Annotated in this window: 21 protein-coding genes; 4 read left to right on the top strand and 17 right to left on the bottom strand. The window is 41.2% G+C overall.

Features of this window, described 5'->3' with window-relative positions; genetic code table 11:
• Positions 1-20: 20 nt before the first annotated feature.
• From G4420_RS01440 to G4420_RS01430, 3 genes are read right to left on the bottom strand one after another with little or no spacing between them, the layout of a single operon-like run.
• Positions 21-902, bottom strand: coding sequence for an HlyD family secretion protein (locus G4420_RS01440; RefSeq protein ID WP_163321838.1), 882 nt, complete (start codon positions 900-902; stop codon positions 21-23).
• 27 nt (positions 903-929) lie between these two features.
• Positions 930-2,207 (bottom strand): TolC family protein, encoded by a 1,278-nt coding sequence (locus G4420_RS01435; RefSeq protein WP_163321837.1) that lies wholly within the window; start codon positions 2,205-2,207, stop codon positions 930-932.
• Positions 2,204-2,818 (bottom strand): TetR/AcrR family transcriptional regulator, encoded by a 615-nt coding sequence (locus G4420_RS01430; RefSeq protein ID WP_163321836.1) that lies wholly within the window; start codon positions 2,816-2,818, stop codon positions 2,204-2,206. Before G4420_RS01430 ends, G4420_RS01435 begins: the two co-directional genes overlap by 4 nt.
• 161 nt (positions 2,819-2,979) lie before the next feature.
• Between G4420_RS01430 and G4420_RS01425 the strand changes: the two genes are divergently transcribed.
• A complete protein-coding gene (locus G4420_RS01425) occupies positions 2,980-3,801 on the top strand; it encodes a 3-keto-disaccharide hydrolase (protein ID WP_163321835.1) in 822 nt (273 codons plus the stop codon).
• Here the strand turns inward: G4420_RS01425 and G4420_RS01420 are convergent, their stop codons facing one another.
• The gene (locus G4420_RS01420; protein WP_163321834.1) at positions 3,802-4,731 is read right to left on the bottom strand and encodes a DMT family transporter; all 930 of its coding nucleotides are present in this window, start codon (positions 4,729-4,731) and stop codon (positions 3,802-3,804) included.
• A 229-nt stretch (positions 4,732-4,960) separates the two neighbouring features.
• On the opposite strand from G4420_RS01420, the gene G4420_RS01415 reads away from it, so the two are divergent.
• Positions 4,961-5,425, top strand: a complete 465-nt coding sequence (locus tag G4420_RS01415) for a MaoC family dehydratase (RefSeq protein ID WP_045026866.1) — start codon at positions 4,961-4,963, stop codon at positions 5,423-5,425.
• Between the two features lie 102 nt (positions 5,426-5,527).
• Here G4420_RS01415 and G4420_RS01410 read toward each other — a convergent pair whose 3' ends face one another.
• The 5 genes from G4420_RS01410 to G4420_RS01390 form a co-directional block, all read right to left on the bottom strand.
• Complete coding sequence (locus G4420_RS01410; RefSeq protein ID WP_163321833.1) at positions 5,528-5,998, bottom strand: low molecular weight protein-tyrosine-phosphatase; 471 nt, start codon at positions 5,996-5,998, stop codon at positions 5,528-5,530.
• Between the two features lie 91 nt (positions 5,999-6,089).
• On the bottom strand, positions 6,090-6,839 hold the full coding sequence (locus tag G4420_RS01405; RefSeq protein WP_163321832.1) for a shikimate dehydrogenase family protein: 750 nt from the start codon (positions 6,837-6,839) through the stop codon (positions 6,090-6,092).
• A 72-nt stretch (positions 6,840-6,911) separates the two neighbouring features.
• Positions 6,912-7,847: a DUF368 domain-containing protein gene (locus G4420_RS01400; protein ID WP_163321831.1), complete on the bottom strand. Its 936-nt coding sequence runs from the start codon at positions 7,845-7,847 to the stop codon at positions 6,912-6,914.
• Between the two features lie 408 nt (positions 7,848-8,255).
• Positions 8,256-9,668, bottom strand: coding sequence for a tetratricopeptide repeat protein (locus tag G4420_RS01395; RefSeq protein ID WP_163321830.1), 1,413 nt, complete (start codon positions 9,666-9,668; stop codon positions 8,256-8,258).
• Positions 9,669-9,720: 52 nt separating this feature from the next.
• The gene (locus G4420_RS01390) at positions 9,721-11,247 is read right to left on the bottom strand and encodes a DUF4301 family protein (protein WP_163321829.1); all 1,527 of its coding nucleotides are present in this window, start codon (positions 11,245-11,247) and stop codon (positions 9,721-9,723) included.
• A 158-nt stretch (positions 11,248-11,405) separates the two neighbouring features.
• On the opposite strand from G4420_RS01390, the gene G4420_RS01385 reads away from it, so the two are divergent.
• Positions 11,406-12,350, top strand: a complete 945-nt coding sequence (locus G4420_RS01385; RefSeq protein WP_163321828.1) for a TIGR01212 family radical SAM protein — start codon at positions 11,406-11,408, stop codon at positions 12,348-12,350.
• Between the two features lie 4 nt (positions 12,351-12,354).
• Here the strand turns inward: G4420_RS01385 and G4420_RS01380 are convergent, their stop codons facing one another.
• The 4 genes from G4420_RS01380 to G4420_RS01365 form a co-directional block, all read right to left on the bottom strand.
• Positions 12,355-14,304, bottom strand: a complete 1,950-nt coding sequence (locus G4420_RS01380; RefSeq protein ID WP_163321827.1) for a DUF3857 domain-containing protein — start codon at positions 14,302-14,304, stop codon at positions 12,355-12,357.
• On the bottom strand, positions 14,304-16,163 hold the full coding sequence (locus G4420_RS01375; RefSeq protein ID WP_163321826.1) for a DUF3857 domain-containing protein: 1,860 nt from the start codon (positions 16,161-16,163) through the stop codon (positions 14,304-14,306). The genes G4420_RS01380 and G4420_RS01375 overlap by 1 nt, the downstream gene beginning before the upstream one ends.
• 243 nt (positions 16,164-16,406) lie before the next feature.
• Entirely contained in the window at positions 16,407-17,162 is a 756-nt protein-coding gene (locus G4420_RS01370) for a DUF4197 domain-containing protein (RefSeq protein ID WP_163321825.1), read from the bottom strand.
• Positions 17,159-19,018 carry a YgiQ family radical SAM protein gene (locus G4420_RS01365; RefSeq protein ID WP_163321824.1) on the bottom strand — a complete coding sequence of 620 codons (1,860 nt, stop codon included), beginning with the start codon at positions 19,016-19,018 and terminating at the stop codon, positions 17,159-17,161. Before G4420_RS01365 ends, G4420_RS01370 begins: the two co-directional genes overlap by 4 nt.
• 225 nt (positions 19,019-19,243) lie before the next feature.
• Here G4420_RS01365 and G4420_RS01360 point away from each other — a divergent pair, with 225 nt between their 5' ends.
• Positions 19,244-21,034: a GNAT family N-acyltransferase gene (locus tag G4420_RS01360; RefSeq protein ID WP_163321823.1), complete on the top strand. Its 1,791-nt coding sequence runs from the start codon at positions 19,244-19,246 to the stop codon at positions 21,032-21,034.
• A 460-nt stretch (positions 21,035-21,494) separates the two neighbouring features.
• On the opposite strand, the gene G4420_RS01355 is transcribed toward G4420_RS01360, so the two are convergent.
• The 4 genes from G4420_RS01355 to G4420_RS01340 all read right to left on the bottom strand — a co-directional run bounded on the left by G4420_RS01355 (position 21,495) and on the right by G4420_RS01340 (position 26,925).
• On the bottom strand, positions 21,495-21,695 hold the full coding sequence (locus tag G4420_RS01355) for a YwbE family protein (protein ID WP_163321822.1): 201 nt from the start codon (positions 21,693-21,695) through the stop codon (positions 21,495-21,497).
• 71 nt (positions 21,696-21,766) lie between these two features.
• The gene (locus G4420_RS01350) at positions 21,767-23,383 is read right to left on the bottom strand and encodes an ABC-F family ATP-binding cassette domain-containing protein (protein WP_163321821.1); all 1,617 of its coding nucleotides are present in this window, start codon (positions 23,381-23,383) and stop codon (positions 21,767-21,769) included.
• A gap of 198 nt (positions 23,384-23,581) precedes the next feature.
• Positions 23,582-24,781 (bottom strand): tryptophan synthase subunit beta, encoded by a 1,200-nt coding sequence (trpB, locus tag G4420_RS01345; protein WP_163321820.1) that lies wholly within the window; start codon positions 24,779-24,781, stop codon positions 23,582-23,584.
• 479 nt (positions 24,782-25,260) lie between these two features.
• Positions 25,261-26,925 (bottom strand): AMP-binding protein, encoded by a 1,665-nt coding sequence (locus tag G4420_RS01340; RefSeq protein WP_163321819.1) that lies wholly within the window; start codon positions 26,923-26,925, stop codon positions 25,261-25,263.
• Between the last annotated feature and the right edge of the window lie 25 nt (positions 26,926-26,950).

Here is a 26,950-nt window from a genome sequence, read left to right as displayed (position 1 = left end):
TGACTGATTACTGCGACTGGTCACTGCCAGCGAACTTCCCCGGGCATCCCAATTTTCAAAGTTCCGTCATTTTTCACTGTTACTTTAACGGCATAAACCAGTTTTACACGTTCCTCTTTGGTTTGAATGATCTTTGGTGTAAATTCTGCTTCCGATGAAATCCAGGTAATCGTTCCGGTGAAATGTTGGTTTTCGGTAGAATTCTGATCAACTAAAACATCAATCTGCTGACCGAGTTTTACGTGAGGAAGCTGGGCTCCGCTGACATAAACTTTAAGTTCCAGTTCGCTGATATCGGCAATTTTAAAAAGCGCTTTTCCGGCAGCGGTTAATTCTCCTTGTTCTGCGTAAGTTTCCAATATGGTTCCTGAAACCGGAGACTTTATATTGCAACGGTTTAACTGGTCGGCTACTGAAGCTTTTTGTGCTTCCAAAACTTCCTGCTCTTTGCTAATGAGTGTAAATTGCGTTTTTGTATTGGCAATCTGTTTGTCGATCACACTGATCTGCCCCTGAATATCGTCGAGTTGTTTTTGCGTTGCAGCTCCGTCTTTCAGCATTTTCTGAATGCGTTCTTCATTGATTTTAAGGTTTGTTTTTTGCTCTTCAAATACAGCAATTTGCGACTGAATCGACTGGCGCTTAGCCACAACTGCAGTTTGTTGTGCATCAAGTTGTAACAGCTGTAAGAGTAGTTGAACAGTATCGATGAGAGCAGCAGAATAACCGGCTTCAATTTTATCGCCTTTGTCAACATTTAGTTCAAGGATCTTTCCCGGAGTTTCTGCCGAAACAATAACAGTTTCCGCCTCGAAATTGCCATAAGCGTCGGCCGTGTCGTTATTCGACTGGCAGGCGAGGAAAAGAAATGGCAGAGAAATAATGTAAAATATCTTTTTCATAGTATCAATGTTTTTGCTGGTATTTTTTTAGTTCTGTGTTGTTGTGCCTGGCAAGGTTTTTCCTTTGATGAGGACATATTTCTCTCGGGCTTCATTGAGTTGGATTTTGTGCAGCTCGCGTTTTAGTTTTGCTATGGTTTCGGCTTGTAATTCCTGCACATAGTCGGACGTAGTAATTGTTTCGTTCTCCAATTTTGAGGCGGCTGCTTTGGTAATTCCGGAACGCAGTTCTACCAGATTTTCATCGTTGGTAATTAATTGTTCCAGTTTCCCGATTTGTTCTTTTTGTTGAATAAGTAAAAGGTTAAGGTTTTGTATAAATGTGGCTTCCTGGCTTTGAAGCATTTCTTGCCGTAATTTCAGAACCTGTTGCTGTCGCGAAGTTTGTTTCCAGTCGAAGGCATTCCACGAAACGCCCACGCCCAAAAGGTAATAACCTTTAAATTCGTCGAGTAACATGTTCAATCCCGGTTTGCCATAACCTAACTGGCCAAATCCGAAAAGTTTCGGGTTTCTGGTTTTGGAAAGCAGATCGCTTTGAACCACCAACTGCTCGCGTTGATTGCCCAGTAATTGTAATTCCGGACGCAGCAATTCAGAATTGAATGAAATGTTGGTTTGATAGATGAATGTTCCGTTTTTATCAAACTGCTTGCCTGTCAGCAATTCAAGCATTTGGCGCGATGCATTTTTAGCGGCATCCAGCTCAACTATATTTTGTTCGAGGTTGATTCGCTCGGCTTGAAATACCATTGCTGCCGAAGGTTCGGTAACACCATTCCGAATCCCAGATTCAACGCGGTTCAATTGTTCATCAATGGCTTTTAATTGAGCAAGTATCACTTCTTTTTGCTGATCGACAACCAGGGCTGTAAAAAAGACTTGTGCAACCTGCTCGTTCAGTTTATAGAGTTCCACCTCAAGTTGACTGAGGTTGCTGTTTAAAATCACTGTTTCCAGGGTTTTGTTTTTTTTGGTAACTCCACCGTCCCAAATAGTTTGTTGCAACTCGGCGTAAGCGTTGTAACGATCTTTCGCTACTGTGGGTATGGTAATTCCGGGCATTGAAACAGGAACCTCGGTTACTGCCGATTGATAACTGATCTGCCCATTCAGCGTTACCTGCGGCAGATAATTGGTTTCGTGGTTTTCTATTGAAAGCGAATTAATTTCTTTCCACAATTCCGTCTGTTTCAGGTTGGGATAGTTTTGCCGTGCCCACACATAACAACTGTCTAATTGAACGTTGTTTTGGGCAACTGCCAACTGAACCGGAAATAACAATAGAATCAGAATCTTTCTCATTTTATCAGGATTGAGTAAAGGACAAACTCCTTTACGGTTGCTTTTCTTTTCTCGATAAATTCGTTGTAGCTTTTTGGGTCATCATCAAAAAACAACAAAGACAATAGAGGTTTTGAGGCAATCGGAAATATGATTAAACTAAGTATGCTAATTAATAAATCGCGTGGATCCATGGTTCGAATAGTCCCCTTCTCTATTTCGTTTTTGAACATCTCAACAACTTTTTGGGGTTCCAGACCACTGCTTCTAATCAATCCTTCCAAAAACTCCGGATCCTGATGTATCTCTTTAAGGATAAAAGTTGGCAGGAAAGGGTTTTTCATTAACACATCAATATAATTTTCAATAAAGAATTCCAGCTTTACTTCAATCGGTTGGTCCGACTGAACCATGCGCATTACATTGGGTATTATTTTGGAAAAAAGACTTTCGAACGTAGCGTTAAACAACTGTTGTTTCGAACGAAAATAATAGTGAAGCAATGCTTTGTTTATCCCGGCTTCATCGGCAATTTCCTGCATGCGTGCTCCATCCATTCCTTTCCGAATAAAAACAGTTTGTGCGGCGCTCAGGATTTTTTCCTCGGTATTGTCTTTTTTTATGTTTGTCATGAAATGCAATTAACTAAACAGTTTAACCAATTGGTCAAAAGTAGGCGCTTAAATTTAAATATCCAAGAAAATAACCAAATAGTTTAACTAAATGGTTAATTTTTGTTTATTCGATAATATTTTATCTTTACTGGGCATTACTAAACCAATTAAAAATATTGATGATGACAACTATGTATAAGTTTATCCTTGTGGCATTAGTGGCGTGTTCGGTAATTCTTTCGGCATGCAACTCAAAACCAAAAACACAACAAACGGCTGAAAAATCGGCTGAGGAGTGGATTCAACTGTTCAACGGAAAAGATTTAAACGACTGGCAGGTAAAATTCAAAGGAGAGGTGCTGGGCGAAAATTATAATAACACTTTCCGGGTAGAGGATGGTTTGCTTCGGGTGTCGTATGAGAACTGGGAAGAGTGGAATGGTAAATTTGGCCACTTATTTTACAAAGATGAATTTTCGCACTATCGTTTGCGGGTTGAGTACCGGTTTATTGGGGAACAGGCAAAAAACGGACCCGGCTGGGCATTCAGAAATAACGGTTTGATGATTCACGGGCAAAGTGCCGAGTCAATGGAGTTGGATCAGGATTTCCCGACATCTATTGAAGTGCAGTTGTTGGGCGGCGTAACCGGACAAGGTGAACGTTCAACAATGAACCTTTGTACTCCCGGGACCAATGTGATAATGAACGGCGAGTTATGGGAGCAGCATTGCACCGATTCAAAATCGAAAACACAATATGATGACGAGTGGGTAAGTGTTGAAGTGGAAGTGCACGGCGGAGAAGTGATTCGTCATTTTGTAAACGGAGAAGAAGTACTTACCTACGAAAAGCCACAACTGGATCCACGTGATCAGTATTTCGAAAAATTATTGCCGGCCGATGGCAATGAAATAATCAGCGGCGGAACGATATCCATTCAGGCTGAAAGTCATGGTACCGATTTCAGGAAAATAGAATTGTTGATTTTAGAAGAATAATTACTTCTGCTCTTTTTTTAAGGTCATTTTTTGTTCTCTGCGGTTGGCATAATTCAGGCTAAGCAGCGACACGGCAATTATCATCATTCCAATAATTGAAGCGAGATCAGGTTTTTCATTGCTCAATAAAATCCAGCTAAGTGCTGCACCTGAAACGGGAATAAGAAATTTCCACACATTCAGCAACGAAACTTTTACGCCTGGCCGTTTCAGTAATGAATACCAAATAGTAATGGCAGCTGCTGATAAAAAGCTTAGCCAGGCCAGTGCATACCAGTATTTTGGTGGAAATGGCCCCAGATGAATGCCTTCAACAGGAATGGAAACAATGGATAACATCAAGCCACCAATAATGAGCGAAGTGGAGCTTAAAACAACCGGTGAGATTGTGCCTGAATGTTTCGCTACAATTACATTGGAATAGCCTGATACAATATTATTAACCAGTAGTATTGCAATGCCAATATATTCCAGGTAGCCGGTCATCTCAACCTTCGAGCGGCCTAGTGTGATGATGGCAATGCCTGCCACGCCAATTAATATGCTAAATGTTTTTAGTGGGGTCATTTTATCGTTGTTAAACGAGTAGTGTGCCACCAGTGCTATAAAAAGCGGTTGCGATCCCACGATCATTGCCGATAAGGAACCGGGAAGTAAATTTATACCACTGTAAAACAGCGCATATTGTGCAAATATCTGCACCACTGAGAGCAACAGGATAAATTTCAGGTTGTGTTTTAATTCTGAAAAATAGCGTTTTGGTTTTCCGAAATACAAAAACATAAGAAGGCCGGAAATAGTAAAACGGATACCTGCAAACTGGAACGGACTATGATATTCCAGTCCGATTTTTACTCCCGCAAAGGCGGTCGACCACAAAAGGCAGGCAACAATTGCCAGGAATGTTGTTGTTCGGAAAAGATTTCTCATGTGATAAATTGAAATGCAAAGGTGACCATTTTCTGATAAAAACCGGATGTGTAGGTCTGAATTTTTCAATATAACTTCAAAGTCGTTTTAAAAATGGAACATAAAGTATAAAAATTCAGTTTTTCTTTGTGAAAGCTTTATAAAAACTAAAGAATCGCAACACTGAAAACTGCTATACTTGCGGAAAAAGGATTAACTTGGCACATCATTTACCAGAATTATTTTTTCAATGGAAAAACGAATTATCAACAACTACGAAGAGTTTGAGGCCCTTTTGGGGCAGGTTATTGGAGTTTCAGATTATGTTCAAATAACTCAGGAGCAGATAGATAAATTTGCAGATGCCACGCTCGATTACCAGTGGATACACACCGATCCGGAGCGTGCAGCCAAAGAATCGCCGTTTAAAACAACCATCGCACACGGCTATTTATCGTTGTCGATGCTGACTTATCTGTGGTACAATGTTGTTGATGTAAGAAATGTAAAGATGATAGTAAATTACGGTATCGAGAGTTTACGTTTCCAGCAGCCGGTAAAAGTGAACGACAAAATCAGGGCAACAGTATCATTAAACGACATTAAGAACCTGCGTGGCATTGCTAAAATTCAGGTGAAAATTGTGGTTGACATTGAAGGTGAACGCAAACCTGCTTACGATTGTTTGGTAAATTTCCTTTACCACTTCGAATAAAATAGAACTACTTATAAAGTTTTTTCATCCCCCGCTCCTTCGTCGCTTACCCCTTCGAAGGGGGATAGGGGGATGAAAGTTACGTTCGAGGAAAACGAAACTTTAACTTATTTTTTCCAACAGCCCCTCGCAAGCATCTTCCAGCAGATCTAGTACAAGTTCGAAACCTTCGGCTCCACCGTAATACGGATCGGGAACCTCGTCGTATTGACCATCGCTGCAAAAATCTGTCATTTTGTGCAGCTTCTGCAAGTCGTTACTGTTGCGGGCCATGCTTTTTAAGTTGTGCATATTGCTGTCGTCCATCCCGATAATGTAATCGAAATAATCGAAATCGGAATGCGGATCAAACTTCCTGGAAAGCGATGTTAAATTATAATCGCGGCGTATGGCGTGTGATTGCATTCTTTTGTCGGCAGGTTCGCCAGCATGCCAGCCCGAGGTTCCTGCAGAATCCACCTCAAACTGTTTGCTTAAACCTGCTTTTTTTACAACGCCGTTAAACACTGCCTCTGCACTTGGCGAGCGGCAAATATTTCCCAGACATACGAAAAGTACTTTTGTTTTATCCATGATTTTTAGTTTCGAGCTACGAGTTACTAGTTTCAAGTTTTATTAGCGCTTGGAATCTGAAAACTGTATACTGTGACTGGTTACTGAATACTTACTCTTCCGCGTTCCAAATCTCATAAGCCTTTTTAGCCTGGTTCAGCAACATTTCGTAGCCGTTTTTAACTGTGGCTCCTTTGGCTTGTCCTTTGGCCATAAACTGCGTTACCTCAGGATTGTAAACCAGATCAAAAAGCAAATGCTGGTCAGTTATAAATTCGTAAGGAATATTCGGGAAAGTCTCAACTTTTGGATAAGTTCCCAGCGGTGTGGCATTAATGATCAGCAGACGCTCTGTGATTACTTGCTCATCAATGTCTTCATAACGAATCTCGTTTTCTTTCAACTCTTCAATCGACGCTGAAATGTATTCGATGCCCAGTTTATTGAGTACATATTTTAATGCTTTCGAAGCACCGCCTGTTCCAAGAATCAGCGCTTTTTTATGATGATCTTTTAAAAGTGGTTTCAGCGACGATTCAAAACCAAAAGTATCGGTATTAAATCCTTTTAAATGCACACCGCTTTCAGTTCGTGTAACACGAATGGTATTAACAGCTCCAATTTCTTTCGCCGAATCATTCAGCTCATCCAGATAAGGAATTACCTGTTCTTTGTACGGAATGGTAACGTTAAATCCAATCACTTCCGGGTTGTCTTTTACCACATCCGGAAATTTAGATATCGAATCGATTTCAAAATTGTCATAAGTTGAATCTATCTTTTCCGTTTCAAAACGTTCTGTAAAATATCGTTTCGAGAATGAGTGGGTGAGTGGGTAGCCTAATAATCCGTATCTTTTCATTTTATAAGTATTGAGTCGTGAGTATCAAGTATCAAGTATCAAGAATCAAGTATCAAGTATCCGGAAACCAGTTTACTTCTTCAATTTCTTTCCAATTCCTTCAACAACAAAAATGAGTGCAAATCCGGCAATTGCCAGTAGAATTGCACCAAGCAACCAGGCTTCGTGTCCTGTAATTTGCTCGTATGTTCCGGGTAAAATATTACGTTCGGCGATAGGTTTTAGTTCACCGTGACGATCGATTATTGTTTGTGTAACTTCTTTCCAGGGCCATACTTTGTTTAGCGATCCTACCATAAAACCGGCCAACACCGCAATTGTCGTATTGTGGTATTTTTTCAATAACCACGACAGCACATTTGAGAAAGCAATGATTCCCACGGCAGCTCCAACAAGGAAAGTAAGGATAACAGCAATATTCACATCGCCAACTGCCGAAAGGATGAATTTGTACATGCCTAGCAATACCAAAATAAAACTACCTGAAATACCTGGCAGGATCATGGCGCAAATGGCAATGGCACCCGACAGAAAAATAAACCAGTAGCTGGTGTTAGCTTCGGCAGGAGAGATTACTGTAATAAGGTATGCAATTACAATTCCGGCCAAACCGCCAATAATAGTATCGGCTTTCCACCGTTTTATGGAGCGTGCCACATAAATAGCCGATGCAACGATCAGTCCGAAAAAGAACGACCACACTAAAATTGGATAGTGGTGCAGCAAATATTCCAGCCCTTTGGCCAGTGAGAAAACACTGATTCCAATACCGATAAAAACACTAATAAGGAAAGTACCGTTGATGGCTTTCCAAAACTCAGCCAGTTTAAAACTGACCAGAAGTTTAATAGCGGTTAAGTTGATTGACTTTATTGAGTTAATCAATTCTTCGTAAATACCGGTGATAAAGGCAATTGTTCCGCCGGAAACGCCCGGTACCACATCGGCAGCACCCATTGCCATTCCTTTTATTGCCAGTGAAAAATAATCTTTTGCTGATCTGTTCATTTATGGTCTGAATTTGTAACGGTGTAAATACCGATTAGCTTCAAAATGTCGCATTTTTTCTTTCAGTCAAAATGTTCCTTTTTCAGTCTATCGGCATTAACCATTGTAAAATGTAAAATTTGCTTTGCGGCATTTTACATTACAATTAGTATAATTTTAATTTCGGGATGCCAAAATACAAAAACAAATTGTTATACCAATTCTGAAAAGAATTAGGCTTTTCTATAATTCTTTTCAAATTGGGTAAATGCCGATATATAAAAACTAAACTATTGGGAGTTTGCGAACCGATAGCTTAAAGTTTTTAATGGTCGGTGTAAAACAGGGATTCGAAGAAGAAGGTTGACTCCCAGCTGCTGATTTTGATCGGGGATTTAATAATTTGAATAAAGATTGAACTGCAATTTGTTATTTATCTCCCCGGCGGAAATCGTCAACCACTTTTTTTAGCTGTTTGCTTTTTAACGCTCTCGGGTAAATATCGAACAGGTAATTGATGTTTTCAAAATCCTGCAGCATTGCCGAACGCAGCCATTCATAAGCTTCCTTGCGTTTCCGGTTCCCGAGCAATATGGCCACCAGGCGGTATTTTAGCATCGAGTCGTCGTTATTGTCGATCGCCTTTTTCAGAATTCGGATAGCACCGTTTGTATCACCGTGCTTCATCAAGGTCTCGGCCCATGTAAGCCAAATCTCGGTATTTTCAGAATCAACACGTGCGCCTTGTTTATATGCTTTTATTGCATCATCCAGGTATTCGGCATCGCTGCTAACTTTTCCCAAAGTCAGCCAGTATTCCGAATTTTGCTTGTCGATTTTTATGGCCTTGTTGATGTAGTCGATACTTCTGTCGTACTTTTTAGCGATCCACATAATCAGCCCCACCCCAAAATGAGCTGTATCATTCTCCGGATTCATGGAAATTGCTTTCTGGTAATTGTGCTCCGATTTTAGCTGGTCGTCCAGGTTCAGATAACATTCGCCAATGTAACAATAGGCATCGTCGTTATCCGGTTCAAATTCCAGAAATTCCCTGTATTTATCAATGGCCTCTTTAAAACGTCCTGAATTGGCCAGCGCATTTCCGATATTGAACAGGGCCATATGGAAATTTTCGTTAATGGCCAGCGTGTACTCATAAGCCTCAATTGCCTCATCGTGCATGTCGGCTTTGTTGTAAACAATACCCAGGTTAAACCATGCAGAGTAATTGTATACATCGTAATCAATAAAACGATTGTAATACTTAATGCTGTTTTTGTAATCGCCAATCTGGTCGGTAAAAAATGCAAGATCGTAAAGCGCCAGTTCGTGTTTTGGATTCAGTTTTAGCGCTTTTTTGAAATAGGAGATGGCCTCACTTATTTCGCCAATTTGCACAAACGCCGAACCAACGTGGTATAAAATATCGTCGGTTTCTCCGTTCCCGACTTTGATTGCTTTTTTGAATGATGCTTTTGCCAGGTCTTCGTTGCCCATAATCAACGATGCCGAACCTCTTAACAGGTGAACATCGGGATTGGTGTTTTCAACTCTTTCAGCAAAATCGAGGTATTTCTGAGCCTGGTCGTATTTGCCTTTGCTCAGCAGAATTTGCGCATATTTTAAATGAAGAGGAACAGCATTCGGGTGGATTTGTATGCCTTGTTTAGCCGCAATTTCAGATGACTGCAAATCGCCTTCTTCCATTAGTTGCTCAACAATTCCTTCAAATTCCGACACATCGAAATACTTTGCGCGTCCTGAGACCAAAGAGCTCTTAAAACGCTTAAGTGCTTCACTAATATCCTCTTCCCTCCAATTATCTCTTTCCTCGTTCATCGTATATTCAGTTCGCGAAATTAATAATTCGGCCCGAATCTCAAAAACAATCTTACAAGTGTTGATCGCGCAACAGGTCGTTCACCGTTTTTACCGGATTGAATGTTTCAATCGGCACCTCTACAAAAAGGGTGTTCCAGTTGCTCATCGCTCCGTTCCACAAGCCCGGCAATTCCTGTGCTTTCAGCTCTTTTCCGTCTTTCGATTTTTGCGAAATAAAACCGGTTGCCGGATCGGTAAATTGGGTGAGATCGTATTTTTCTCCTCTGTAATTTTTTACTGCACAAACCAGGTCAACCGGATTAAAGTGAGTAGCGTGGTGAACAATATCCTGTTGTTGCACACTGTCCGGATCGATCTGTGAACTTTCAACCACCTGCAACGAAATGGTTCCGTCGGCATTCATTGCCCAAAACGGCCCGCCACCAGGCTCGCCTTCATTTTTTACCATTCCGCAAACACGCAGTGGGCGGTTGTATTTTTCTTTCAGGTATTGATAAAGTTCTTCGCGCTCGGTGTAATAATGATTTTTAGCCGGTTTGGTATTCAGCGTAAACTCCAAAAAGTTGGCGGCCTCGGCTAAAAAATTACTACTGAGTGCGGTATAATGTTTCTCGTTTAATTCATTCTGATAATAAAACAGCTTTTCCTGGTGTTTTAACAACACGCCGGCCAGGCCTTTTTTGAAATCGATGGTTGGCTGTTTTAAACGATCAGGAACTACATTGTCGATGTTTTTGATGAAAATGATATCGGCATCCAGGTCGTTCAGATTCTCGATTAACGCACCGTGACCACCCGGACGAAATAACAAACTACCGTCAGAGTTTCGGAAAGGTTCATTCGCCAAGTCAACAGCAATCGTGTCGGTTGATGGTTTTTGCTGGCTGAAAGTAACTTCAAATTCAACACCCAACTGTTCTTCGTATTTTCCTTTTATTTCGGCCAGCAAAGTTTCAAATCCCGGTTGATGCTCGGGTGAAACAGTAAAGTGCAAACTGGCTTTACCGTCTTTGTCGGCGGCGTATTTTGCGCCTTCCACCAGGTGCTCCTCAAAAGGAGTCCTTGCTCCATCCTCATACGAATGAAATTTAAGCAACCCTTTTGGTTTGGCTCCGTAATTCAATCCTTTTTCGTTTAACAGATAGTCGAGTTTAGTTGTGGCCGAAAGTTGCTCTCCGGCATCAGCAACAGCTTTTTTTAGTTCTTCAGCAAAAGCAAATTTGTTGAGTTCGGTAATGTATTGAGCAGCATCTCTGTTGGCGGCAAGTACATCTTCGTGTGGCTGATTTTCGAAGTCTTCCAAAGCCTGGAAAAGTGCTTTAAACATGCGGCTTGCAGCACCCGAAGCCGGTACAAATTTTAAAGCTTTTGTTCCTTCTGCAATTTTGGCATCATAACGTTCGCCGCGTTTTTTCAAATCTTCGGGGCTTAAACGAATAATGCCTTTGCCTACCGAAGCGGCGTCTTCAATTGCGAGGTAGGGGAAGCCTTTTTTAAAATTCTCGATCTGATTTTGCACGGTTTCCAGTTTGCTGCCGCGCTGTTGAATTTGCTGCTTATCTTTATCTGAGAACATATCTGCCTGATTTTTCTTTAAAAGTAAAGATTTGAAGCTGTATTTAAAAAGCAAAACCGTTGATATTCGCGGAAAGTTTTCAAGAGCTGTTGATAAGTTTTATGAAGAAAATCCGGATTCACAAATTTACGTACTTTTGCAATTTCAAATAAACGGGGATGCAAAACGGAACATACAGCTGGGGACACGACAGGAGATACAATGATTTTCCGACTTATTTCAGAGCGCTTTTTTCGGAGCGGGTGCAAAAAGTATCGATTGATGCCGGCTTTACCTGCCCTAACCGCGACGGGACAAAAGGTACCGGCGGATGCGCTTACTGCAACAACAAAACGTTTAAACCCACCTATTGCAACCTGGAGAATAGTGTGACCAGCCAGGTGGAAAAAGGCATTGCTTTTTTTGCCAGGAAATACAAGTCGATGCGGTTTTTGGCCTACTTTCAGGCCTACACAAATACTTATGCTGCGATTGATGATTTAAAGCGTTTGTACGAAGAAGCGCTGGAGCACCCAAAAGTTGTTGGCTTGGTTATATCAACGCGCCCTGATTGTATCTATCCTGATTTGCTGGATTATCTGGCCGAACTCAGCCAAAAAGTGTATGTAATGGTTGAGTTGGGGGTTGAGTCGCACCTCGACAGAACCCTTGACAGCATTAACCGGGGACACGGCTTTGCCGAAGCGGCCTGGGCAATTGAGGAAACTGCTAAACGTGGCATAAACAATTGTGCGCATATGATTCTGGGGTTGCCGGGCGAAACACGCGATGAGTTGCTCGACCAGGCAAAAACGATATCGAAACTGCCGGTGAAAAACCTAAAGTTGCACCAGTTGCAAATTCACAAAAAAACACTGCTGGAAAAACAGTTCCAGGAGCATCCAGAGGATTTCGATCTCTATACTGCCGATGAATACATTGATCTGGTCATCGATTATCTGGAGCTTTTAAATCCCGAAATCATTGTTGAACGTTTTATCAGCCAGGCGCCACCCGAAATGCTGATCGCCCCAAAATGGGGATTAAAGAATTTTGAGTTTGTTGCCAAAGTGGAAAAACGCTTAAAAGAGCGTGATACGTGGCAGGGGAAACGGTTTGTTTAACCGGCTATATTTTTTTGAGGACTATTTTCTCATTACCTCGTTTAACGATCTCATTAAAATAGAATTGAATTTTGGAGTAGTCGCTCGCATCGTACACAGATTCTTTAAAATCGGTTAATAAAATCACCCGAATACGATCTTCAATCTGCTCAACTGAATAATTAAGTTCAAACAGGTTGTTCTTTATTTTATAATTTTCAGGTTGGTAATCAAGTTCATATCCTTCAGGTATAATAATATTTGAAGTTAAAATCGATTTTGTTGGGTATGTCATGTCAATCGGATATGACCTTGACGGTTGATTTAAAGGATTATCCTGAAGGGATTTATTTAAGAAAGGTTTGATATATAATTTTTCGTTAATCGACTCCGGTGTCATTGTCAGATCATATTCATAACGAAACTCTTTGCTTTTATCTGAAATCTCAGAAAAATCAGCTCTGTCTATTTTATAATCTCTTTCTTCAAGGTAGTCATCAAGTTTATTTTTGTCATCACCGATAATACTTTTTAACCTGAAAGCTTTGTATTCAGAAGCGAATGATCTCACCATTACGTTTGAGGTTTCCTTTGCCGGATCGATGGTGAAATCGAGGGCTGAAATGGACGGGAATTTGCATTGTAAGCCAATCCATTTTACATCCTGATCGGGATCAATAAGTAAGCCCCGGTCGTTTATACATCGCGATGGAATTCTGTTATTCGCGACATTTGAATCAGTGGCATCGCTCAACACATTTTTCCCATCAATATTAGCCATCAGAATTACATAATTAAAATAGTGAGTAAAGGGATAATTGTCACTTACTTTTCCGTTTTCGCGGGTGCTTATTAAAACCGGAGTGGCATCTATTCCAGCTGCTCGCAGTAACCCAATGGTTAATAAATTCAGGTCTGCCGCATTACCATATTTGTCCTTTACAATATCATTTGCTGATTTGGATGCATATTTCCCATTGTACTCATTCCAGCTATAATTGTTTTTTACATAGCTAACTATGTAATCGAATTTTTCTGTTGCAGTTTTATCTTTTAACGCATTGAGATCAATAATTTTAGAAGCGGAACTTTCGCATTTTTTTACGTACTTGCCAAAATCAGGATGAACGCTGTATTCTTTAATCATTTTTGGCCAGGTTGTCATTATTTCTTTATCGCCACCATTCGGGTAATTTATTTTAGCGAGTTGGAAATCAAGTTTTATGATGTAGTCATTAATTGAAGTGATATAGTCTTCGCTGTTAAATGCGGGTATGTCGCTCATCGAAAATTTGTTAATAACATCTTTGTACTCTATGCGGGCAAATTCGTGAGAGCTTTTGTCTGTATATGACTCTTTCTTAAGAGAAGTTCCTGTTCGTTGGGCCAGGTAAATGTATTCATAAAAAGGAATCATGGCTGCTGTATACTCGCTGTAGATGGTTGGTATTTTGCTCTGGAATTCCCAGTCTCGCAGATTAAAGACGTATTGTGAGGAGATTTTATACGTAAACTCAATAATAGAACCTGCTTTTACGTTGGGCATCGCAATTTTTCTGACCATCCAGTAATCATTGTAAATTCCATCATTCCAGGAATCTGCTTGTAATTCGGTTCGGTTTAATCGTCCGTCCTCAAAATTGTAAGTGCAGGCCTTTAAATCATATATTTTTTCGTAAATGTTTCCTTCGCGATAAAATGGAATTTCAATTTCAGCATATTCAATTCCAGCTTCTTTTAGAATTTTGATTCGTTTTGATCTTTCAAAAATCAAATCGAAGCCACTATTAATATTCTGTCGAAAATACGATGAACCTTTATCATAAATAACCACAGCCTCTGCGGTCTTATCTTTATCGTATTCTTTCAGGTCAATATCTGCTTTACTTACTTTTCCGTAATCAAAGGAGAAATTCTGGGCATTGGCAACACTAAAACAAAGAATAGTAAATAATGCAATTAAAAGGTTTTTCATTATAAGGATTTTTTAGAAAGGGTAATATAAAACTTGTTCTCAAATTCTACTATTTCGTTGATAAACGAGTAAAACGCCTGGTACTCAGAAATTGGATATTTTCCACTATTTAGCAGGAAGGTTTTACGTATTTTAAAGTGATCATCCACTTGCTCTGTTTGGATTGAAAATGATCCGTATTTGCTCTCTATTGATTTGTGCTCAGGAATGTTATTGGCGATGTAGCCAGCAGGTATTTTGTAGTTTAATTCGTCTTTGTTGTACATAGGGTAATCAATTTGGACGGGAAGAACTCTTTTTGAGGGTGAATCAAAACTACTGATTTCAAAAGGCAGAAGCCTGATAATCATATCGCTTCCGTATTTTTCATATAAACCGTTTGATTTTGCTGAGTAGGACAGCTCAGCTTTAACCGAATCCTGTTTGGCTCGATGGTTTATAATTTCAATAGGCTCAAATCCGTCAGCAATGAGATGCTCTCTTACGATTTCCAGGTTGTCGTTTTCATTTGTTGAACTGATAAGATTGTGTAATAACTCGAAATCTTCTCCTCTGTAGGTGTTGAAAAATTCGGTTTTACACTCATTTCTTGTTACATGTTCAAGATTAACATGGCGTTCGCAAAGCACTTGTTCTTTTGTTAAAGCCGGAATTCTTGAGAAGTGACTATTTTCGCCATTAATAACAAATGCTTCCCGGTTTTGAATAAAGGTGCCAATATATTCGAAGGGATTATCGCTTGTGCAATCCAGCCAAAGTGTATCATTTTTTACCGGCACACAAACAACGATGTGATTTGATTGCATCGAAGGGAGCGAATGATCGACCTCTTCGATCGGGTCTCCGGCTGCAAGTTTTGCGTAAAAGCATTCAATCCCTACACTTTTTAGCAACGCCATAAAATAAATGCTTAGCGCTTTGCAATCTCCATAATGATTCTGAGATACATAACTTGCCGGGTATGGTTTTAGTCCTCCGGTTTCGAGGCTTATATTTATGTACCGGGTTTCGTTTTGCACATATTGGTATAAGGTTTTAATTATTGCTTTTTCATCTTCAATTCCATTAATAAGATTTTCAATTGTTTTTACTTCATTATCAGGAATATCGAACAAACTGGCAATAAGTTCATCTTGCCAGCTACCATAGGTTTCCCATGAATCAAAAGAACCCTTGATTTCAAATTTGAATTTTTGAGGGACCACCTGTACTGAAGGAACATGGTTTAAAAGCGGAGGTGCAAACGCTTCATTTTCTATACTTCCGTCGTATTTTGTTTTCCATCGATAGAGATAATCATCATCAATAGAATCCCGGCTAAATGACGAAACAAAACTGTTTTTGTAAGTAAGCTCGATATCTTTTTCCGCCAGAACCTCCAACTCCGCGTTTAGCGTGGGAATATCCAGATCGAGAATTGGAACCCAATGCGCTACATAAAGAAACTGATCTTCTGATTCTTCATATTCATAAAAAAGGGTGTAGGGATAAACGTTATGCTTTAACTTGAATTCTTTTACAAATTCATCCTCGTAAAAGGTGCCGCTCGAAAAAGAACTTCTTTCAGAGATGTCGCTTTTCTTTAGTTTTTTTACAATCTCCCCGTTTTTATCTTTTATGTAAGCCTTTATGTTTGTGACTTTCAATAAACTTGAAAAAGGGATTGTAACTTCAGTGTATTCTTCTCCGTGGCGATTATTGATAAGAATTTCAAAAGAACTGATTCTGGATAAGTTGTTCTTTTTTAATGCTACTGATGTCTTCTGGTTTAACAGAACTGCATCAAGGCGTTGTGCAAAAAGTGTATGCTGAAAAAGTAGGGTAACAATAAAACAGAATAAAGTCAATCTGTTTCGCATAAGTACAGGGTTTGTTAAGTTAAATTAGTTATTTCTGAAAGTCTGCATTTTAGGTTCTTTGCTAACAAAAATAATATTTTGAATAAGTTAACAAAATGATTTAAGGGATTGAATAAAATTTAGAATGCGTCTAAAGTGTTGGTTGAGAAGGTTTAAATAAAAATGCCCCGAAAAATTAATTCCGGGGCAGCAATATTCTGATTTTAGAATGATCTGTCGGTAAGCAATAGTTAAGCCGGTCGTTTAGCTGTCAACCGAACCAAATACTTTTTTTAGCAAGCTGGTTACACGTGCTGCCGGATCTTCCCGGATCAGTTTTTCTTCTCCGGCAATTTTCAGGAATACACCGTCAAGCGCTTTGGCGGTGAGGTAGTCTTCCAGCTGGGTGTCAACCTTCTCCAATCCTGCTGTTTGCCCCAGAAAAGAACCGGCAACCTGGTTCCATTTACCTACCAGGGTGTCCCAACTTTCTTTGGTGGATACACCGCCAACTAATTCTTTCTCCACCGATTCCTTAATTTTTGGTCGGTAAAGCTGAAAAAGCTGATCGTAAGTGGTTTTATGCAAATAGGCCGTAGCGGCATTGTCGTTGCCTTTTAAAATTCCAAGGGCATCGTTGAAAGTCATACTTTTTATGCTGTTCACAAAAATTGGAGCGGCATCCTTTGCAGCGTCTTCAGCAGCACGGTTAATATGCAGCAACACATCATCAAGTAATTTTTGCCCACCGGGTACTTTGCCAACATTATCAACAATCATATTGGCTTCGGGTGGAAGTAAAATTTTTACCAGGTCGTCTTTGTAATAACCGTCTTGCGCACCTAAAATACTCACAGAGTTGTTGGTACCGGTAACAAGCGCTTCTTTTAATCCTGCAACAATTTCCGATTGAGTTAAAGGCGTTTCTCCTTCCAGGGTTTGCTGGGCAATTTGCATTACTTCGGCGCAGCCCGATAGCATAATTGCTACTGCCAGTGTTAACATTCTGAGTATCTTCATTTAGTGTCGTTATTTTGTTTTTTACTGAAAAGCTGTTTCACCAAATCTTCGCGGCCTTTTGCTTTTAGGTCGCGAATAATTTTATTCCGAAATTCCTTTTTATACCAGAAAAAGAACTGGCGTTGTTGTTCTTTGGCGTTTTTGTTTCGGGCGGTGTAAATTTGTTCCATCGTGTACGGGTGATACCCCGAATAATAAACCACGGTTGCCAGGGTCATCGGTGTGGGCGTAAAATCCTGCACCTGCTCGAGCTTGAAATTCATGTCTTTAGTCTGGATAGCCAGATTGGCCATGTCTTCCGATTTACTGCCCGGATGACTCGAAATAAAATACGGAATTAGCTGCTGATTCAGCTTTTCTTCCTTGTTTATTTTTATAAACTCCTGATTCAGTTCCTCAAACAATTTAAACGAAGGTTTTCGCATAAACTTCAGGACCTCGTCCGACGAGTGTTCCGGAGCCACTTTCAACCTTCCCGAAACGTGGTGTTTGATTACCTCACGCAAATATTCCCGATTGGTTTTGTTAACCTCTTCATCATTGGTTTTCTCCAATATCATATCGTATCGAATGCCACTCCCGATGAATGCCTTCTTTATTTTCGGATTGCTTCGGACTTTTCTATAGAGATCGAGCATCCCTTTATGGCTAACATCAAGGTTTTTACAAACCGAAGGGAAAATACACGATGGGCGTTTACATTTTCTGCAAATCTCCTCGTGAATACCTTTCATTTTGTACATGTTGGCCGACGGGCCACCCAAATCGGAAATGTAACCTTTAAAATCGGGCATTTCGGTTACTTTCTCTACTTCCCGAAGAACAGATTTCTCTGAACGGCTGGCAATAAATTTCCCCTGGTGGGCCGAAATGGTACAAAAGGTACAACCGCCAAAACATCCGCGGTGAATGTTAATGGAGTGCCGGATCATTTCATAAGCAGGTATAACGCCTTTATTGTTGTAACGCGGATGCGGCAAACGAGTGTAAGGCAAATCATAAATGCGGTCGATTTCTTTTTCCTTAAAAGTTGGCCACGGCGGATTAACCACTACTTTTTTATCGCCAATTCGCTGCACCAGTTTTTTGGCCTCCATCTTGTTCGATTCCTCCTCGATGTGCATAAAATTGCGGGCATACTCTTTCTTTTCCTGCAAACAGGTATCGTGCGAGGCCAGTTCCAGCTCATCCCAGTTCTTTTTGGTGGCATAAGCTTCATCAGCATCAACCATAAAAACAGTTTGCGGAATGGTGGTCAGCGAATCTACAGGAATTCCACGTTTCACAAGGCGGGCAAAATCAACAATCGATTTTTCGCCCATTCCGTAGAACAGCAAGTCGGCCTGTGTATCCGCCAAAATCGAGGGCATTAATCGGTCCGACCAGTAGTCGTAATGCGTTAAACGGCGCAACGAAGCCTCAATTCCTCCGATTACCAGCGGCACATCGGGGTACAGTTCTTTTAATATTTTCGAGTAAGTAATGGTGGCGTAATCCGGACGTTTTCCAATTTGCCCGCCTGGCGTGTACGCGTCGTTCGAGCGTTTGCGCTTCCCGGCGGTGTAGTGGTTTACCATCGAGTCCATGTTTCCTGCCGTAACAGCAAAAAACAGGTTTGGTTTCCCCAGTTTTTTAAAGTCGCGTAAATCATCGGTCCAGTTGGGTTGCGGAACAATTCCTACACGCAATCCTTCGGCTTCCAAAACCCGGCCAATAACGGCTGCACCAAACGATGGATGGTCAATATATGCGTCGCCGGTAAATAAAATTACATCCAGCTCCTCCCAGCCCAATTGTTTTACTTCCTTCTTCGATGTGGGGAGCCAGTCTGTAATATGTAGTTTGTTTTCTGTCATTAAATAAAATTATACCCTTATAACAAAGAAAGTTCAAATATGATCAAAAAATTATTCTCAGTGGTCAAATTGCCGGTTTTAGCCCCCAAAGGGCAACCTTAAAATAATTGTGTAGTAATAATAATGTAACGGTGTTAATTCAAAAATCGTTTTATTTTTGTAATGAGCTGAGTTCATCATTTAAACAACTCAGATAGACAGTGTATTTGAACTTAAAAGCAATAAATGGAATTACCAGAGCCAAAAGATTTGTTCAAAGACCAACTCCCTGCACCTGCCAACGGCGATTATTTCGCCAAGTTCCTGATGTTTATTCTTCGTTTTAAAAAGCTGGATAAAATTTACGAAAAGATTGTAGATAAGCGAGGTGTGGATTTTATCGACGAGCTGATTAAAATGCTGGAGTTCGACATTGAATTTGACGAAGAGCAGCTAAAAAAAATACCAAAAGAAGGACCGCTCATTATTGTTGCCAACCATCCGCTTGGAGGTTTCGACGGTTTGTTGCTGATAAAATACCTGTCGCTGGTGCGGAAGGATGTTAAGGTGCTGGCCAATTATTTGTTGAAAAAGATAGATGCTGTTTCGGAGTATTTTATGGAAGACAATCCGTTTGATGATTCGGAACAAGGAACTTATTACGGATTAAAAGAAGCCGTTACGCATTTGAATGACGGTGGAGTGCTCTGTCTTTTTCCGGCAATTGATGTACACACAAAAGACCCGTTTGGTAGCGTAACCGACAAAGTTTGGCAGTTTCCGGTGGTGAATTTTATAAAAATGGCGCGTGTTCCTGTTGTGCCGGTACTTTTTCAGGGGACCAACAGCCGTTTGTTGCATTTGGTGGCCAAAATCAATCCGGCGTTGAAAAGTGCGCGTTTACCGTCGGAGATATTGCGGAAAAAGCATAAGAAAATAAAGCTGCGAATTGGCAGCCCCGTTAAAGTTGACGAGCAGGATACTTACAAAGATGTGTATCAGCTGGGCCGGTTTCTGCGTGCCAAAACATACAGTATGGAATCGGACATTGAGGTGCGGCGCTTTTTTAATTATGCGTTGAAAGCCAATGTAAAACCCGAAACCATTATCGATCCGGTTCCGTTGGCAAAAATTCAGAAAGAAATTCAGCTGATAAAATCGAAGCACACACTGTTTACGCTAAAAAATTATACGGCGTATTGTGCACCGTCAGCGCTGATCCCGAATATATTGAATGAAATCGGTCGTTTGCGCGAGATCACTTTCCGCGAAGTAGGCGAGGGCACCAACCGCAGTATCGATATCGACGAATATGATTTGTACTACAACCAGATGTTTATCTGGGACGAGGACGAGCATCGGATTGTTGGTGCATACCGACTGGGGAAGGGCAAAGACATTATGGAGCAGCTGGGCCGGCGGGGCTTTTACCTGCATTCGCTGTTCCGCATCTCCGAAAATTTTAAACCCATCCTGAAAGAAAGTATTGAGTTGGGGCGCTCGTTTGTAATTAAAGAATACCAGCGCAAACCCATGCCGTTGTTTTTGTTGTGGAAAGGTATTTTGTATTTCCTGCTGAAAAACCCGGAATATCGTTACCTGATTGGGCCGGTGAGCATCAGTAATAATTATTCGAAAGTGTCGAAAGACCTGATTATTAAGTTTATTATGAAGAACCATTTAAACTGGAAAATGGCTCAGCATATTAAGCCGCGCAACAGCTACAAATTTAAAAGCGATAATGCGGATCTGAATTCACTGATGGAAAATGTGGAGCATGATATTAACCGGCTCGACAAAACCATTGGCGATTTGGATGAACTGAACTCGGGACTTCCGGTGTTGCTGAAAAAGTACATTAAACTGAATGCTGAGATAATTGGATTTAACGTAGATCCGAAATTTAATAACTGTCTCGATGGCCTGATTGTGCTCGACGTATACAATGTGCCGAAAAATACAATCGAATCACTGTCAAAAGAAGCGAATGACGGCTCTATTCTCGACCGTTTTTATGGCAGTAGAGAGGTAGAATGAAAGCAAGGCAAAAGTAAAAAGTTGAGAACCGCTGTCATCTAAACGAGGGACTAGGAGAGATCTGTTACAAGTTTTCAGTCTCAGTTCTCAGTCACAGTTTCCAGATAACACTTTGTCAATTTCGCAATCTTCTTCTTTGAGTAAATGAGTTGGCAATAGGCAAATAGCAGTATGCAAAAAGCCCCAAAGGAGCAAAATGCAGCAGCCCGGTGCTGTTTTTTGTCGCAGTTTTCAGTCTCAGTAGCCAGTCTCAGTAATCAGTTAACAATTTAACAATTCAGCAGTTTGTCAATTTACCTTTCCTAAAACCGCAAAACCTTCCAGCATCCAATATCAAGAATCAAGGATCAAGGATCCAGCATCAAAAAGACCTAACCACAAAGTAGAATTAAAGCATTTACGCATTAAAGCATTGCAGCATTCAATCCTTCAATCCTTCAGTTTTTCAGTCCTTCAACTCTTAACCCTCCTGCAAAATCTTCTGTACGCGGCCTACTTCTCCGTTATCGAGCATTACTTTTATTCCGTGCGGGTGGACAGGTGATTTCGTCAAAATTCTTTTAACGATACCACAGGTTAACTCACCAGATTGCTGGTGTTCTTTTTTTACTACGGCTACGTTTAAGCCGATTTTAATATTGTTACGTTTCTGGTTATTCATGTGCTGATTTTTAAAATTAATGCTTTGCACCAGCCAGGTATGTTTTATCGGCAGTTTCTTCTAAAACAACTTTATTTCGCATAAAGTTTTTCGCGCAGTGCATGAATTTTATCGTCTTCAATATATTCGTCGTACGGCATTAGTTTGTCGATAATACCGTTAGGCGTTAATTCGATAATGCGGTTACACACCGATGAGATAAACTCGTGGTCGTGCGACGACATAAAAACGTTACCCGGATATTTAATCAGGTTGTTGTTAAAGGCCTGAATCGATTCCAGATCGAGGTGGTTGGTTGGAGTATCCAATATCAGCACGTTAGCGTTAAGCAACTGCATTTTGGCAATCATACAACGCATTTTCTCACCTCCCGAAAGTACGTTTACCTTTTTGTAGATCTCCTCGCCGGCAAACAACATCCGTCCCAAATAACCGCGAATATAAATTTCGGTAGTGTCGGTAGTATACTGGCACAACCAGTCGAACAAGGTTAAGTCGCTATCGAAAAACTCCGAGTTGTCTAAAGGAAGGTATGCTGATGTTATGGTTTGTCCCCACTGGTAAGTTCCCGAGTCGGCTTCACGGTTTCCGTTAATGATCTCGAAAAAGGCTGTCATTGCACGGTGGTCGCGCGACAGGAACACAATCTTCTCACCTTTTTGAGCCGTAAATTCCACGTCTTTAAAAAGTGTGGTTCCTTCAATGCTGGCGCTCAGGTTTTCCACTTCCAGAATACGGTCGCCGGCCTCACGCTCGGGATTAAAAATAATTCCCGGGTATTTACGTGTCGATGGCTGAATATCATCCACATTCAGTTTCTCCAACATTTTCTTACGGCTGGTAGTTTGTTTCGATTTAGCCACGTTAGCGCTAAAACGCGAAATAAACTCCTGCAGTTCTTTCTTCTTTTCCTCGGCTTTTTTGTTTTGAGCCTGCTGCTGACGAAGAGCCAGCTGGCTACTCTGGTACCAGAAACTGTAGTTTCCGGCAAACATTTTTATATCGCCGTAATCAATATCTATTGTGTGGGTAGAAATAGCATCCAGGAAGTGACGGTCGTGCGATACCACCAATACGGTATTCTCGTAGTTGGCCAGGTAATTCTCAAGCCAAACAACGGTTTCCAGGTCGAGGTCGTTGGTAGGCTCATCGAGCAGCAGGTTATCGGGATTTCCGAATAATGCCTGTGCCAGCAGAACACGCACCTTTTGGTTACCGCTCATGTCTCTCATCAGCGTGTAATGGTATTCCTCTTTAATACCGAGGTTACTTAATAAAGTTGCTGCATCGCTTTCTGCATTCCAGCCGCCCATGTCGCCAAACTTTTCTTCCAGCTCGCCGGCTAAAATTCCGTCGGCTTCCGAAAAATCAGGTTTCATATACAGGGCATCTTTTTCTTTCATCAGATCCCAAAGCTCGGCATGACCTTTCATTACAGTATCCAGAACAGTGAACTCATCAAAAGCAAAGTGGTCCTGGCTTAACACCGAAAGGCGCTCGCCCGGTTCAAGCGAGATGTGTCCTGAAGTAGGATCGATCTGTCCCGAGATTGCTTTTAAAAATGTTGATTTTCCTGCTCCGTTTGCGCCGATAACACCATAACAGTTTCCGGCCGTAAACTTCATGTTAACGTCCTGAAATAGTATGCGTTTCCCAAACTGTATTCTTAAATTCGATACTGTAATCATTGTATAATTCTGTTTTCAATTTTTTCCCTTTTTCCAAGGGTGTGCAAACCTAGACAAATATTTGATACTGTGTGTTAAGGTAACAACAAGTAATGGCGGAGTTAGTCTTAAATTAACGTGATGAATGGGAATTTAAATTTTTGGCATAAAAAAAGTCCGGCAAAACCGGACTTTTCAAAATATTTATCAAAAGTCTTTTTATTCTGGTAAGCCATATTTTTCAACTACAAAGTCGATGTCTTTATCGCCACGGCCACTCAGGTTAATAAGAATGGATTGTTGCTGGTTTTCTTTGGCCAGTTTTAAGCCATAAGCTACAGCGTGTGCACTTTCCAGCGCCGGAATAATTCCTTCCAAACGACTTAATTCGTAAAAGGCGTCGATGGTTTCAGCGTCGTCGGCAACACCGTAATTTACTTTGCCCATATCTTTCAGCATACTGTGCTCCGGGCCAACACCGGGATAATCCAATCCACTGGCCACCGAATACACCGGTGCAGGTTCGCCTTTTTCGTCCTGCAAAGTATAGCATTTAAAACCGTGAATAATGCCCGGCTTTCCGAAAGTTATAGTGCTGGCATGGTCACCCAGTTTTGTTCCGATTCCGCCCGGCTCCACACCGTGCAATTGGGTATCTTCAATATCGAGGAAGCCCGAGAACATTCCCATGGCATTACTTCCGCCACCAACACAAGCTACTACGTGATCGGGATTTTCGCCGGTCATTTCAAAGAATTGTTCCTGTGCTTCAATTCCAACAACACGCTGGAAATCGCGAACCATCATCGGGAAAGGGTGTGGTCCAACAACAGAACCAATACAGTAGATGGTGTTTATTGGATCTTTTAAATACGATTCGAAAGCCGAATCAACAGCTTCTTTCAGCGTTTTTAAACCGTGAGAAACAGGAACCACTTCGGCTCCCAGGATTTTCATACGAACCACATTCGGGTGCTCTTTGGCCATGTCAACTTCTCCCATGTGGATTTCGCACTCCAAACCAAAATAAGCTGCCGCAGTTGCCAGTGCCACACCGTGTTGTCCGGCGCCGGTTTCGGCAATCAGTCTCTTTTTACCCAGGTGTTTGGCCAGTAAAGCCTCGCCCATACAATGGTTAAGTTTGTGCGCTCCCGAGTGGTTTAGGTCCTCGCGTTTCAGGTAAATGCGGCCACCGTATTTTGTCGACAAATTCTGGCAGTAATAAACCGGAGTCGGCCGTCCCTGAAAGTGTTTGCGAATGCTGCGCAATTCAGAAATAAAATTATGCGATTTGCTGATGCTGTGGTAAGCATTGGTAATGTTATCCATTTCTTTTTGCAAATCGGGTGGAATAAACGAACCACCATATTCCTTGTAAAATCCCTCTTTGTTCGGGTATTGCTTGAAATAATCAGTCATAAGTTTTTTGAATTTTTAAATAAACCCACGAATGTAAAGTTTTATCTCTTTGGGTCGATTCTAAATAAGGGATCAGTATTAAATTTTTAGTGAATTGATAACTGATTGTGTTGTCCTAAAAGGACTAAACGAAAATGACGGTGTGTGAAACGCATGGCAGGAGATGGTGAATGAGTTCAACCCCTGCCGGGGCTGAGAATACACTTCATTAACTACCACCGGTTTTACCGGCGGTTATTCATATTAAGTCCTTTCAGGACATTTTTGCATGAATTTGGTTGGAAGAAACTTGCCCCATCAGCTTATCTGCAAATCAGGAGGGTATTTACCAGGTATTAGGATATACGTGTCAACAGTATGCGAGTTGTCCTGCAAGGACTAAACGTAAATAACCGTGTGTGAAACGCGCGGAAGAAGAGTGCGTATGAGTTTCAGCCCTGAAAGGGTTGAAACAATTGCCACTATCTGTAAAAGCCTGTTTAGTGATACAGGTAGCGTTTGATTTTCTGAGTAGCCGTTTTTATGAAAGGGGTAGGGTGCGAAATAAAATCCTGAATTTTGGAAAACTTGTTCACCCGCGAATTGATATATTGTTTTAATTCGACACTTAACTCTTCAATTTTTTCATCCACGTGATGAGTGATTTCATCCATTTTGTCTCCTAGTTCAGAACGCATTTCTTTTACTTTCTGCTCCAGTTCCTCTCGATTAAAATGAACCAGCGCCACGAGTTTCCCTTTTTTCTGAACCACAATCGATTCCACCACATGTCTGAAATTGTTGATGATCGATTCAATTTCCTCGGGGTAGATATTTTCGCCGTTGGCACCAACGATCATATTTTTTAACCGGCCTTTGTGACTTAACCAGCCGTCTTTATCGAAAACACCAAGATCGCCGGTTTTAAACCAGCCGTCTTCGGTTAATACACGTTGTGTTTCTTCCGGATTTTTGTAGTAGCCCAACATTACGTTCGGTCCTTTTGTCCAGATTTCGCCTTCGCCGGTTACCGGGTTCGGATCATGAATTTTTACTTCGCTGTTGATCACCTTTGGGCCAATAGCTCTGAAACGTGTTGTGGTTGGATTCGATCCTGCCACAAGTGGGGCTGTTTCGGTTAAACCGTAACCAATGGCATACGGAAATTTGGCATCGCGCAGAAAACGTTCCACTTTACCATCGAGTTTGGCGCCGCCAATGCCAAAAAACTCAAGTCGGCCACCAAAAGTTTCCATCAGTTTTTTCCCTGCCAATCGGTGAACCAACTTTCGTGTTGGTTTAAAACGATGTAACAATCGTGTTACCGCTTTTTTGTTAATCCCCGGTAAAATGCTGCTTTTGTACACCTTTTCGATAATCATCGGAACCGTAAGCATAATGTGCGGGCGCACCGATTTTAACGCCGGAAGCAAAACACTTGCTGTTGGCGGTTTGTGCAAATAGGTTACACTGGCGCCTTTGTACATGGCCAGTAAAAATCCGATTGTATTTTCGTAGGTGTGCGATAAAGGCAACACCGATAAAAAGCGGAACTCTTCACGAATCTCCTGAACAGCCGCCGACTGAACAACATTCGCCAAAATATTTTTTTGCGACAACATTACACCTTTCGAATTTCCGGTTGTGCCGGAGGTGTAAATCAATACCGCCAGCTCATTTTCTTTCGGCTGATAGGCTTTGTCGCTGCTTGCATTTTCATCGAAAACCACCGACTTATCTTCAGCTTTTAAAAGGCTAAAATCGTCGATCTTTACGAGAACATCCAGCGTTGATGTATCAGCATCGTTCAATTTATATTGCAGGCTTGAAGAGATAAACATAGCTTTCGACTCGGAATGTTTGATCACATTTTCCAGTTCCACCGGACTAAAATCGGGAAGAACAGGAACAGCAACAATTCCGGAGCACTGCAAGGCAAAATACACAACTCCCCAGTTGGGCATATTCTGGCTGTAGATAATCATCTTGTCGCCCTCGTCAATACCAAGTTTTTCCAAAAAGGCCTGAACAGCGGAGATTTTTCTCCCCATTTCTGCGTAGGTCAGGTAGTCGCCATCAATAAAGCCCAATGCTTCATTGTTCGCATAGTTTTTTACTGACTCGGAAATAAAGGAGGAAAAGCTGTCGATTTTATCTCTCTGCATAGTAGCACAAATATGGTTAAAGTTC

It is taken from the genome of Draconibacterium mangrovi, assembly GCF_010586825.1.
Taxonomy (GTDB): Bacteria; Bacteroidota; Bacteroidia; order Bacteroidales; family Prolixibacteraceae; genus Draconibacterium; species Draconibacterium mangrovi.
This window is presented reverse-complemented; position numbering and strand designations above follow the sequence as displayed.